Annotated in this window: 9 protein-coding genes; 4 read left to right on the plus strand and 5 right to left on the minus strand. The window is 59.5% G+C overall.

Annotated features, from left to right (window positions below; all coding sequences use genetic code 11):
- Window positions 1-1,037: 1,037 nt before the first annotated feature.
- From NMG46_RS21815 to NMG46_RS21830, 4 genes are all read right to left on the minus strand, one after another.
- Window positions 1,038-2,219, minus strand: coding sequence for a Xaa-Pro peptidase family protein (locus NMG46_RS21815; RefSeq protein WP_091598598.1), 1,182 nt, complete (start codon window positions 2,217-2,219; stop codon window positions 1,038-1,040).
- A 725-nt stretch (window positions 2,220-2,944) separates the two neighbouring features.
- Entirely contained in the window at window positions 2,945-3,844 is a 900-nt protein-coding gene (gene sucD / locus NMG46_RS21820) for a succinate--CoA ligase subunit alpha (RefSeq protein ID WP_254819591.1), read from the minus strand.
- A gap of 12 nt (window positions 3,845-3,856) precedes the next feature.
- Entirely contained in the window at window positions 3,857-5,041 is a 1,185-nt protein-coding gene (locus NMG46_RS21825; RefSeq protein WP_254819592.1) for a malate--CoA ligase subunit beta, read from the minus strand.
- A gap of 18 nt (window positions 5,042-5,059) precedes the next feature.
- Complete coding sequence (locus NMG46_RS21830) at window positions 5,060-6,025, minus strand: CoA ester lyase (protein WP_254819593.1); 966 nt, start codon at window positions 6,023-6,025, stop codon at window positions 5,060-5,062.
- A 660-nt stretch (window positions 6,026-6,685) separates the two neighbouring features.
- Here NMG46_RS21830 and NMG46_RS21835 point away from each other — a divergent pair.
- From NMG46_RS21835 to NMG46_RS21850, 4 genes are all read left to right on the plus strand, one after another.
- Entirely contained in the window at window positions 6,686-8,164 is a 1,479-nt protein-coding gene (locus tag NMG46_RS21835) for an NAD-dependent succinate-semialdehyde dehydrogenase (protein WP_254819594.1), read from the plus strand.
- A gap of 12 nt (window positions 8,165-8,176) precedes the next feature.
- Window positions 8,177-9,574 (plus strand): aspartate aminotransferase family protein, encoded by a 1,398-nt coding sequence (locus NMG46_RS21840; RefSeq protein WP_254819595.1) that lies wholly within the window; start codon window positions 8,177-8,179, stop codon window positions 9,572-9,574.
- 246 nt (window positions 9,575-9,820) lie between these two features.
- A complete protein-coding gene (locus NMG46_RS21845) occupies window positions 9,821-10,894 on the plus strand; it encodes a GlxA family transcriptional regulator (protein WP_254819596.1) in 1,074 nt (357 codons plus the stop codon).
- 141 nt (window positions 10,895-11,035) lie between these two features.
- Complete coding sequence (locus NMG46_RS21850) at window positions 11,036-12,214, plus strand: M24 family metallopeptidase (RefSeq protein WP_254819597.1); 1,179 nt, start codon at window positions 11,036-11,038, stop codon at window positions 12,212-12,214.
- Window positions 12,215-12,358: 144 nt separating this feature from the next.
- On the opposite strand, the gene NMG46_RS21855 is transcribed toward NMG46_RS21850, so the two are convergent.
- Window positions 12,359-12,469 (minus strand): transposase domain-containing protein (locus NMG46_RS21855; protein ID WP_164747629.1); only part of this gene is annotated, 111 nt, incomplete at its 5' end.

Here is a 12,469-nt window from a genome sequence, read left to right on the forward strand (position 1 = left end):
TGCGCGGGAGAACGGGCGGCACTGATGAAGTTAGGGTTGGTCCGATTGCGAACACTTCCAAATCGTGTCCAAGCACCCAGATGGTAAACTGCGCCATCTCTCAGATAGCGGCCCTTGACCCACGGCTGGGTCGCGCGCCTACACGAGCTCAGGCGATGGCCGCGTCCTTCGCGGCTGGTCCCTCGATAGCGCCGCGGCTAGCGAGTGGATTGCGGCTGCATCATGTAGGTTGCCGACACAAACTGCTCGAGGAAACCATCGACTGCCAACAAAATGATGAACCTGGGCATGCCCGGAGAGAAGACCCCAACCCCCATATTCTGCGCGACATGGTCGCCTTTGCCGCCGAGCGGCCGAGGAAGCTGAAGGCGAACGCCGCCCTCACCGTCCGCCCCCCGGCGAAAAGAACCCGCGCTTGCCCAGTGCCACGGCTGTCCCGAGCGCGACCGTGAGACGCGCGTCGGCACCCTCGAGCTTGTGCATCCCAAGCTGCGGAGGGCTCCTACTTCCCTCTTAAAAACGCTGACCGCAGTCGTGCGGGAGGTTGGCGGGAAGGACCAATAGCGGCCGCTGCTGACCAGATCCGGTGAAGTCCTCAGCGCCATCACGGCTGCCGCGCGAAGCTGCATAGTACCAACGATCGGCTCACCGGCTAGATCAAGCGGAAGACAATGGTCGGCGGCTTCTTCTCCAAGGAGATGCCATAGTCCGCCTCGCAGGTGCGCTGCTCCTGCTCATGGCGATGAAGGAGCTTGTTAGGCCAGATGAGCCATGATCCGCTTATGGGCCTGCCGGCTGTGGGCTGATACGCCGGCTGCATGCCAGAGCGCGCGGCGACCAAGTCCACAGCTACACCCTTCCGTGGGCACGATCTCGCGTCGACTGCGAAAGATCTGTGGCATTGAATGGCTGGCCGGAATACTGATAGTTGCCTGACAGGTAGACTCAGCGCTCTTCGGGGTAAGATGAAAAGTTAACGGATTGGGAAGCGAAGCACTTCAGCCACCTTCCCAACCCGGCTGCCTGAAAGCTTTCAGTTAGTCTACGACAATCAACTCTCGTGCGACGTCGGCTAGCCGCTCGCCACCCTTTTCGGTAACAACAAACGACTCTGAGATTGCGGCTCCGAAGGCAGGAGGCCTCACCCCTGATTGGAAATGGAAGCACATGCCAGCCTGGAGCACGGTCTTTTCGCCGGCACGAATGCTCACAGTACGCTCGCCCCAGTCTGGCGGAAAATTCATGCCGATTGAGTAGCCGGAACGGCCTTTTTTGACGTACCCGTGGCGGTTCAGAACGCTCAGCCAGACGGTGTTCAGTTCGTCGACGATTACACCCGGCTTTGCCATTTCTAGAACAGCGTCGCCACCTTCGATGATTGCATTAGCGAGGTGTTGAGCCTCCTTAGGTGGCTTTCCCATGTAGACCGTACGCGTCAGAGGCGCGTGATAATGGCGCCTGGCCGCTCCAATCTCCAGGAGGACCAGCCCCGACTTGGGCAGGGGCTTGTCCGACCATGTGAGGTGTGGAGCGTTCGTCTTCTCGTCAACCTGTATCAATGGACAGAGGCTCGTATAATCACCGTATTTCCCATCAACGCCTCTTGTCTGATCAGCATAAATCTGAGCGACGATTTCGTATTCAGGAACTCCTGGCTTCAGATTATTGATAGCCTGGCGCATGGTGTGGCTGACAATCCGACCCGCTTCCCTCATGTAGACGAGTTCGGCGTCGGATTTGACCAGTCGGGCCCAATTAACGAGGCCGCGGCTGTCAGAGAACTTTGCATTTGGAAGGCCGTTGACAAGGTGCTGATGCGCCCGCGCTGTATAAAAATGCGCATCGAGCTCGACCCCTATGCGATCAGATCCCCAACCGCGGGATTTTATGATTTCGCTGACTTCGTCATAGGGATGCAGCTCCACATGATGAAGTCGGTCGTCGGAAAAATTGATAATGTTGTCAGCAGGCAAGTCCGTCGTGGCACGAGCGCCGTTCACGTCGACCAGTCGCCCTATCCAAATCGGCGTGTCCGATTTTAGGTGCAATAGAACCACTTGTGGCGTGTAGAAGGACCAAGCGTCATAGCCGGTCAGCCAGCACATATTTGCGGGGTCTTGGCAGATTAGCAGGTCGAATCCTGCTTCCTCCATCCGTCTCTTCACGTCTTGAATACGGCGTCGATACTCCGCCGGCTGAAAGGGTTTCTCAAAGTCCATTGGTAGTCGTCCTCTGCACCTAGGTTGGCTGACCGGACCAAGCATTCATGCCCAATCCGTGCTGGTCCCAACCTAGCATGCTTCGGAGGCCTGCTTCGCGCGGACCTCTTCGTCCAATCGCAGAAAACCTGCGTTATTTGCGCTCCATGCGCAGCTTCACCTCCCCTTGTGAAAGGGCGCGGCGCATCTCCGGGGTGCGCTGCGGCCTTTTGTTGAAGCCAAATAGCCGGACAACGGTGGAAATGTGACCCGCCGCTTGATCCACGGAAGAGCGACGCCGAGGGCGGGGCTCTTCTGGAAAACGCTGCAGGACGGGCAGGCTGGCGTCATTCAGATCAGATGGACCACCTGGACCGGCCCACGGCCGTGCAAAGATCCTGCCCGAAGGGCGTCGTGAAACCGTCTAGGCAAATTGGCGTTGCGCATGGCCCCCTGTAGAGGCATTGGCGGCGGAGACAACCCCTTAGCAGCCCAAGACCGAGCTACTACCCCACCCCATGCCAGAGTAGGTCGCGGTGACGTGCTCAGCCACAACGACGTGGTTTCATTTATCAACTGTTCAATCCGCTAAAGACGCCCCGCAACTGGCTTTCGCAAAACGCGGCGCCGGGACATCAATTTGACCGAAGCGCCGCCGAAAGTCGCGCTAATTTGCAAGCTTCATCGTCTTGGATGCGACGAAGCGGCTCCTTTTACCCGATCCTCAAATTGACCGACATGTTGCGCTATGCAGCCTTCGTCCGATCCGCAATCACGCCGGCCACGATCTCGCCGAAGGAAGCTGGCGTCGGCACGATGACGACTCCGGCTTCCTTTAAGATCTCGACCTTCTCTTGAGCAGACTCGCCGAAAGCGGAGATGATTGCGCCGGCATGGCCCATGCGGCGGCCCTTAGGCGCGGAAAGCCCGGCTATGTAGGCGATCAGCGGCTTGCGCATATTGTCGCGCGCCCAGAGCGCGGCTTCCGCTTCCTGTGGGCCGCCAATCTCGCCGATCATCACCACGGCGTCGGTATCGTCGTCCTGCTCGAACATTTCCAGGATGTCCTTGAAGGACGAGCCGTTGATGGGGTCGCCGCCGATGCCGACGCTGGTCGACACGCCGATGCCCAGCGCCTTCATCTGCGAAGCCGCCTCGTAGCCCAGCGTGCCGGAGCGGCCGACGATGCCGACGCGGCCGGGAAGATAGATGCTGCCAGGCATGATGCCCATCAGCGCCTGGCCGGGCGTGATGATGCCAGCGCAGTTCGGCCCGATCAGCCGCATGCGGTCCTCGAAGCGGTAGCGGCGCATGTATCGCTTCACCCGCATCATGTCCTGCGAGGGAATGCCGTCGGTGATGCAGACGCAGAACTTGATGCCGGCGTCCGCCGCCTCCATGATCGAATCGGCTGCGAAGGGCGGCGGCACGAAGACGATGCTCGCATCGGCTCCGGTTTCGCGCACCGCGCTCTTGACAGTGTTGAACACCGGCAGGCCAAGATGTGTCTGGCCGCCCCTGCCGGGTGTGACGCCGCCGACCAACTTAGTTCCGTAACGCTTCATGTCTTCGGCGTGAAAACTGCCGATCTTTCCGGTAAATCCCTGCACGATTGCGCGGGTGTCCCGGTTGAGCAGAATTGCCATTCTTTCGTCCCCTCAGCCTGCTTTTTTCATCGTAGCGGACCGCCAGGCGGCGACAGCCTTGTCGGCGGCTTCGGCCAGTGTGTCGGCCACGATCACCGCCTCGCCGGAATCGGCCAGGATGCGGCGCCCTTCCTCGACCTTGGTGCCGGCCAACCGCACCACCAACGGCACGTTGACGCCGACTTCGCGGATTGCCTTGACAACGCCCTCGGCGACCCAGTCGCAGCGGTTGATACCGGCGAAGATGTTGACCAGGATGGTCTTGACATTCTTGTCCCCAAGGACGGCGCGGAACGATTTCGCCACCCGCTCGGGCGAGGCGCCGCCGCCGATGTCGAGGAAGTTGGCCGGTTCGCCGCCGGCGATCTTGATCATGTCCATTGTCGCCATGGCCAGGCCGGCGCCATTGATGATGCAGCCGATATTGCCGTCCAGCCCGACATAGGACAGGCCACGGTCGCTGGCAAAGGTTTCGCGCGGATCCTCCTGCGACTTGTCGCGCAGTTCGGAAATTTGGGGACGACGAAACAGCGCGTTCTCATCGAACGACATCTTGGCGTCCAATGCCATCAGATTGCCGTCACGCGTGACGACCAGCGGATTGATCTCCAGCATCGAGGCGTCGTAGTCGCGAAACACGCGGTAGCAACCAAGCAGGGTTTCGGTCGCCTTGCCAATGAGGTTGTTTTCGAGACCAAGTCCGAAGGCGATCTCGCGCGCCTGATAGTGCTGCATTCCCGCGCCAGGATCGACAGTCGCGCGAATGATTGAAGCTGGCTGCTTTTCGGCGATCTCTTCGATCTCCATGCCGCCGGACGCAGACGCGACGATCATCACCCGCTCGGCTTTGCGGTCGAGAACAAAGGCGAGATAGATTTCCTGGCCAATGTCGACGGTCTCCTCGACATAGAGCCGCGACACCAGCTTGCCGCGCGGCCCCGTCTGATTCGTCACCAGCTTCCTGCCCAGCATCGCCTCGGCCGCATCAGACACTTCCTGGTCGGACGAGCAGATGCGGATGCCGCCGGCCTTGCCGCGCGCACCGGAATGGATCTGCGCCTTGACCACCCATTTGCCGCCGCCGATCTCGCTGGCACGGTATGTTGCCTGCTCCGGACTGTAGGCCAGCCCGCCGCGCGGCACATGCACGCCATGACGGGCAAGCAGTTCCTTGGCCTGGTATTCGTGAATGTCCATCACGTCCTCCCGGTATTTCTACTGCGCCGCCGCCATATGCGGCTGGCCGGCGCGCTCGATCGTCTCGTTAACCGCCAGCACGTTGCGCGCCATGCGCTCCGACGCAGCGTCGATCATCTTGCCGTCGAGCGCCGCGGCTCCCTTGCCGAGCGCTTCCGCTTCCTTCAGCACCTCAAGGATGCGCCTGGCACGCGTGACCTCCTTTTCCGGCGGCGAGAACACGTCGTTGGCCAAAGCGATCTGCGAGGGATGGATCGCCCATTTGCCTTCGATGCCAAGTGCTGCGGCGCGCCTTGCGGCTCCCTTGTAGCCTTCGGGATCGGAGAAATCGCCGAACGGTCCGTCGATGGCGCGCAGTCCGTAGGCACGGCAGGCGACTGTCATGCGCGATAGCGCGAAATGCCACTGGTCACCGGGATAGTCGGGGTTGAGGCCGCCGATGTTGACGGTGCGCGCCTTATTGCTGGCCGCATAGTCGGCAACGCCGAAATGCATCGCCTCCAGCCGGCCGGGCGTGGCGGCTATCGCCTCGACATTGGCCATACCGAGCGCGGTCTCGATCAGCGCTTCCAGACCGACACGGGTCTTGAAACCTTTAGCCATCTCGATCTGGTTGACCATGGCTTCAACCATATAGAGGTCGGCCGGCACGCCGACCTTCGGCACCAAAATCGTGTCCAGCCGGTCGCCGGCCTGTTCCATGACGTCGACGACGTCGCGATACATATAATGCGTGTCGAGGCCGTTGATGCGCACCGAGACGGTCTTGCCCTTGGCGCGCCAGTCGATGTCGTTGAGGGCCTGGATAATGATCTTGCGGGCGCGCTCCTTGTCAGGCGGGGCGACGGCGTCCTCGATGTCGAGGAAGATGAAGTCGGCAGCGCTGTTGGCTGCCTTGTCGATCATCTCCGGGCTGGAGCCTGGAACGGCCAGTTCGCTGCGCTGCAGCCTCAGTTTCTTCAGGTGGTTGATCGTGTGGCTCATCGTGGGCTCCCCAGCATCGGGCTGTTGCTTTTCCAAGTCCTTTTGTGTTCTTCAAAAGCTAGCATGGCTTGGACGCTGGGGTCGTGCTGCCCGGCCGCTGATGCCGCGCAAAATCTGCATTTTTGCGGCCGTTGGCGCAGCAAATCCTCTTCCCTAGTTCTTTCGTCGCCCTGGGAAGCGGTTGCCACCCATTGGGGGCGCAGCAGAAATATCTTCGCGAAGAAGATGTTCGATTTGGCGTGATTTGTGGGATTGCGCCAATCGGTTTTCGTAAACCGCGGGTGACGAGCTAAGCACAAGATCTCCCCGCCAGGTCACGATCTTACAATCACACTTCCCCACCTTTCGAAGCCCATTACAATCCTGAGGTATACTGCGAAGCCGAAGTGTCAGTCCCCCAAAAGGTCCGCTTAGGTGGCCGACTGCAACTTACCGTTCGCCGCCCCTCGAGGCTGAGTGTGATCGTGGATGGCCACAGGTGACAGTTCATCTTTCCTTGCTGAACCTCGCCCATAAGCCGACAGAGATCAAACGGCGAAAAACCTCAGTCGCATGCCGTTATTCGCAGGAGAACGCCTTGGTGGCCCTCGATCGCGCTGCCAATCGCCGCAGTTGCACGGCTATTTTGCCGGAAATGAACGGTCGATTGTGAGGTTAGTAATGAAAGGTACAGCAACTGCCGCGTTAAAGGAGCTCAAAAGGCAGGACCTCCTACAAAAGTGCGCCTATGTGAATGGAGCTTGGCTCTCCAAGGCTGAGACGATCTTGGTGGTTGACCCGGCTACTGGCCAGGACTTGGCTCACGTGGCTGCCTGTGAGGTGTCTGATGTAGATGACGCGGTCAGCTTCGCGAGGACTGCGTTTGAACATTGGCGCAATGTTCTTCCTTGGCAACGGGGCGCATGTCTGCGGAGATGGGCCGCCGGTATTCGCGAGAATGCGGAAGACCTTTCCACCATCATGACCGCTGAACAAGGCAAACCATTAACCGAGGCGCACGGTGAAATTTTATATGCGGCTAGCTTTCTTGACTGGTTTGCGGCAGAGGGTGAGCGAGCATATGGCGAGACCATTCCGAGCCATCTTGCGGGCAGCCGGCTCTCCGTGCAGATGCAGCCGGTCGGAGTGACGGTCGCTATCACGCCTTGGAACTTTCCGTCGGCGATGATCACCAGGAAAGCAGGAGCCGCCTTGGCTGCGGGCTGCACGATGATTGTGAAGCCAGCCCCGGAAACGCCCTTGTCCGCTCTGGCGCTTGCCCGCCTTGCCGAGGAGGCAGGAATCCCGGCTGGCGTGTTTCAGGTGATCACGGGAGAGGCTGCCCCACTCGCAAAACGGCTATTGAATCATAGAGATGTGCGGGCATTCTCCTTCACGGGCTCGACGGAGGTCGGTCGGATCCTGCTCGAGCAGTCGGCAAAAACCGTGAAGAAGGCTTCGCTTGAGCTCGGCGGCAATGCTCCGTTTATCATTTTCGATGATGCCCCCATGGAAACAGCCGTAGCTGGGTGCATAGCAGCCAAATTTGCCACATCCGGTCAGGACTGCCTGGCAGCCAATAGGATCTATGTTCAGCGAGGCAACTATGAGCGCTTCGTGGAAGAATTCGCGAAGGCCACCGGCAAACTGAAAGTCGGGCACGGATTCGAACCCGGCGTCGATATTGGCCCAATGACCAGACCATCCGTCGCCGAAAAGTGCAGACGGCAGGTGTCCGAAGCTCTTTGTTCCGGGGCTCGCATCGTTGTTGGCGGACAGGATAGTCTTCTCGGGGGCAACTTCGTTACCCCGACTGTTCTCGCCGATGTCACGGACCACATGCTGGTGGCGAAGGAAGAGACCTTTGGGCCGGTGGCGGCAGTCCTTCCGTTCGATGAGGAGGCGGAAGTGCTTGCACGAGCCAACAACTCGGAAATGGGCCTTGCGGCTTACGTTTACACAAGAGATCTGAATCGCGCCATGCGGCTAACCGATCAGTTGGAATACGGCATGGTCGCCGTTAACACCCCGAAATTCACCGGCGCTCCCATACCCTTCGGCGGATGGAAACAATCCGGGCTCGGCCGCGAGGGCTCAAGGCATGGTCTCGCCGAATATCTGGAAGCCAAATACGTGTGCATCGGTAATACGGCAAACTGAAGGGACAGACGCATGAGTATCAACATCAAGGACATCAGCGAGAAGGATAGAAATGCTGTCCTGCATCCTTTCACACAGCTCAAGGATTTTGCCACCGGCAAGCTCGGCGAGCCGACCATCGTTGAGACAGGCAAAGGCATCCGCATTCAAGATGCGCATGGCAACCAGCTGATCGACGGATTCGCCGGCCTTTATTGCGTCAATGTCGGTTACGGCCGCACCGAGGTCGCCGAAGCGATTTCCCGCCAGGCTTTCCGTCTGGCCTACTATCATTCCTACGCCGCCCACACGACCGACGAGCTCGCAATCCTTTCCGATCGCCTCGTGAAGATGGCGCCGGGCAAGATGAGCAAGGTGTTCTACGGCATGTCCGGCTCGGACGCCAACGAGACGCAGGCCAAGCTCGTCTGGTATTATAATAATCTCCGCGGTAAGCCGACCAAGAAGAAGATCATCTCGCGTGAACGCGGCTATCACGGCTGCAGCGTCGTGTCCGGCTCGATGACCGGCATGAGCTTTTATCACGACCACATGGACCTGCCGCTTCCGCAGATTGTTCACACCGGTGTTCCGCATCATTACTGGGGTGCAACCCCGGGCGAGACCGAACTGGAATTTTCAGCGCGGCGCGGCGAGGAACTTGATCAGCTGATCGAGCGGCTGGGGCCAGACAACGTGGGGGGCTTCATCGGCGAGCCGGTGCTCGGCACCGGCGGCATCACGCCTCCGCCGGAAGGCTACTGGCAAGCAATCCAGGCCGTGCTCAAGAAGCACGACGTGCTGCTCATCGCAGATGAAGTCATAACCGGCTTTGGTCGAACTGGCTCCATGTTCGGCTCGCAGCACTACGGTATCGAGCCAGACCTCATCACGATCGCAAAAGGTCTGACTTCGGCCTATTTCCCGCTTTCCGCGGCAATTGTCGGTGAAAAAGTCTACAATGTCCTGGAGGACGGGGCGGACAAGGTCGGGGCATTCTCGCACGGATATACATATTCAGGCCATCCGATCGGGGCTGCCGCGGCCAACGCGGTCCTCGACATCGTCGAGAAAGAAGACCTTCCCGGCAATGCCCGTGACGTCGGCGCGTTCTTCCAGGCGCAGCTGCAGGAGAAGTTCGCGCAGTTGCCGATCGTCGGCGAAGTGCGCGGCGTCGGTCTAATGGCTGCAATCGAATTCGTTGCCGATCGCGGCAAGAAGAAACGTTTCGATCCGTCGCTGAAGGTCGGTGCACGCATTTCGAAGGCAGCACGCGACCGCGGCCTGATCGTCCGCGCCATGCCGCATGGTGACATCCTCGGCTTCGCTCCGCCTTTGGTGACAACCAAGTCTGAAGTGGAAGAGATCATTGGCATCGCTGAGAGTGCAGTGCGCTTCGTTATGGATGAGCTGACGAGAGAGGGAGCTTAGCGTCTGAGGCGGGCGACAGCCGTACCTGCGGCGCCAGACGCCCTGATGTCTGCCTTAGCAGGTTCAGCCTCCTGAGCGGTTCACCGGTGGCGACGCTAGCGAGAATCAATGGACACTTAGCGGGAGAATCCTCGGCACCCGAATGTGGTGCTCAGCGCCAATCCAAATGCCAAAGCCGGTCGCGCAGTTTTGCACATGGCCGTTTCACGAACGAGAGATCAGGCTAGCAGAAAAGGAACTCCCGGGATGCTAGACTCGCAGTCGACCTGCCGAAATTTTTGCTTTTACCTTCTGCCTGCTTTTTCGCTCCAGGCGTTCTCGTCGGCAGTAGAGGCGCTAAGGCTCGCCAACGAAGTGTTGGGGCGGGACGTGTATAGCTGGCAGGTCGTTTCGGACGACGGGGGGCCTGTGGTCTCAAGTTGCGGGTTGTTGGTATGCGCTGCATCGTCGTTGTCGTTCGAACGTGAAAGAACTCGTCGATCAATCTCAGCACCGACCGTCGTCGTCGTCGGCGGCCGTAGTGCTCCTAGCGCGCACAAACAGCTTGAAGCCTGGTTACGAGAGTGCAGAAACCACCGCAGTTGTCTCGTAGGCATAAGTAGCGGAACGATTGCGCTTGCTCGTGCCGGTGTTGCAGAAGGGCGGCGTTGCGCGGTTCACTGGGAACAATTTCCTATATTCTCTGAGCGCTTTCTGGGTGTGTCAGCCACTCAAACCGCCTTTGAGCGGGATGGAGACCTGTACACCTGCGCCGGGGGAGACGCTCCCTTCGACATGTTCCTAGATTTGATTGACCGTCACCATGGGACGATAGTGGTCAATCGTATTTGTGAAAAAGCTATCGCGTGCAGGACCCGTTCAGCGGGTGACCGCCAACGTTTGCCACTCCATTCACGAGTGCAACTAAATCATCGGGCGGTCATCAAGATAATCGAGGAGATGGAGGCAAACCTTACGGAGCCACTGCTATTGGACGAACTTGTGGGATCAGCCGGTCTTTCCCGACGTCAAATCGAGCGGCTGTTTAGGAGAGAACTGGGATGTTCTCCAAGCCGTTATTACTTGGATCTTCGCCTGGAACGGGCGCATCTGCTGCTCATCAGTTCCCGCCTGCCGGTCGTCGAGATAGCGATGGCTTGCGGCTTCATCTCCGCATCGCACTTCTCAAAAGCGTACCGAGACGCCTACGGGTGCGCGCCGCATCAATCACGACTGCCAGTTCACCAACGAAAAAAAACGCGGTCGAGCGCGCCGGAAGAACATAGAATCAGAAAAATCGACCGGAGGCTAAGTTACGAACGAGTGCCTAACTGCCACTAGCAGAGCGTTGTTCTGTGAAGATCGGTTATGGCGCTGGTGTTGGTGATGGGCTCACGTCGATGAGCTCGTGTCGATTGTCAGGTTCGAAAACCGGGCTCGCTCTGGGTCGACCCGGGCGCGATAGAAGAGGATTTTCTCAACATGATACCATTGCCATTCCACCCCGACGAATACCGCAGCAGGCTTTCCGCTATTCGCGCGGAAATGGCGCGCCGCAACCTCGATCTTCTCATCGTCAACGACGTCGCCAACCAGCATTACATCACCGGCTATGACGGCTGGTCGTTTTACACGCCGCAGATGGTCCTGGTCCCGCTCGCCGACGAGGAGCCGGTCTGGATCGGTCGCGCCATGGATGCCGCCGGCGGGTTGCTGACGGCCTGGATGAAGCCGGAGAACGTCGTCGGTTTTCCCGAAGATCATGTCCAGCGCACCGACCGTCATCCGATGGACTGGATTGCCGCCTGGATCGACAGGAAGGACTGGGGGCGCGGCAATATCGGCATCGAGCTTGAGGCCTACTACTATTCGCCAAAGGCGCATGCGCGGCTGACAGCGGGCCTGCCAAACGCAGTATTCCACGACGCCGACCTTCTGGTGAACTGGATCCGCAGCGTCAAATCGGAAGCCGAGATCGGCTACCTACGCAAAGCCTCCCGTCTTGCCGAGGCGGCGGTCACCGCGGCATATGAGGTGATAGCGCCAGGCGTTCGCGAGTGCGACGCCATCGCCAAAATCCAAGCCGCTCAGGTAGCTGGATCGCCGGATTTCGCCGGCGACATCACCGCCCTGCCACCGACAATACTGGGGGGCGAAAATGCATCGGCGCCGCATATCATGTGGAGCGATCGTCGCTTTGGCCACAACGAAACCGTCGCGCTCGAGCTGGCCGGCGTTGTTCGTCGCTATGCCGCCGGTCTGGCGCGGACGCTTCAGCTGGGCGCCATGCCAGCCAAGGTCGGCGACACCGGCAAGGCCGTGCTCGAAGGCATGGAGGCCGTGCTTTCGACCATCAGGCCTGGCGTCTTGGCGGAGGACATCGAGGCGAGCTGGCGCAAGGTCATCCAGAGCTACGGCCTGAAGAAGGAATCCCGCATTGGCTATTCGATCGGCGCGGCCTATCCGCCAGACTGGGGCGAGCACACGATTAGCCTGCGCCAAGGGGATAAGACAATCCTGAAGCCAGGCAATGTCCTTCATTCGATCCTCGGCATGTGGATGGACGGCTGGGGGATCGAAGTGAGCGAAACCATCCTCGTCACCGCTGACGGCTGCGAGACTCTGACCAGCTTCCCGCGAGAGATCTATGTCAAACACTGAACGGCAATGATGGATCCCGCGCTGGAACGCCGATGATCGAACGGCGCCAACTCCATCGCAATTCGGCAACCGTCGAGCAAAAAGAGCGATGCGCCGGCTTCGAAATCAGTGTTCGAAGAAGCCGGTTCAGCGTAAGCGGTGTTCTCAGGCCACGGCCTTGAGCTCGAGCTTGTTGATGTAGACCCAAGGCAGGAGATCGTCGATCTGGCTGTTGGGGTGGCCGTTGACGATCCTGGTGAGGACATCGGCGAGATA

Source organism: Mesorhizobium sp. LMG 17147 (assembly GCF_024297145.1).
GTDB lineage: Bacteria > Pseudomonadota > Alphaproteobacteria > Rhizobiales > Rhizobiaceae > Mesorhizobium.

Coding starts and splice junctions, on each gene's coding strand:
- NMG46_RS21815 (WP_091598598.1), bottom strand. CDS start 2,219: ATGGACTTTGAGAAACCCTTTCAGCCGGCGGAGTATCGACGCCGTATT.
- sucD (WP_254819591.1), bottom strand. CDS start 3,844: ATGGCAATTCTGCTCAACCGGGACACCCGCGCAATCGTGCAGGGATTT.
- NMG46_RS21825 (WP_254819592.1), bottom strand. CDS start 5,041: ATGGACATTCACGAATACCAGGCCAAGGAACTGCTTGCCCGTCATGGC.
- NMG46_RS21830 (WP_254819593.1), bottom strand. CDS start 6,025: ATGAGCCACACGATCAACCACCTGAAGAAACTGAGGCTGCAGCGCAGC.
- NMG46_RS21835 (WP_254819594.1), top strand. CDS start 6,686: ATGAAAGGTACAGCAACTGCCGCGTTAAAGGAGCTCAAAAGGCAGGAC.
- NMG46_RS21840 (WP_254819595.1), top strand. CDS start 8,177: ATGAGTATCAACATCAAGGACATCAGCGAGAAGGATAGAAATGCTGTC.
- NMG46_RS21845 (WP_254819596.1), top strand. CDS start 9,821: ATGCTAGACTCGCAGTCGACCTGCCGAAATTTTTGCTTTTACCTTCTG.
- NMG46_RS21850 (WP_254819597.1), top strand. CDS start 11,036: ATGATACCATTGCCATTCCACCCCGACGAATACCGCAGCAGGCTTTCC.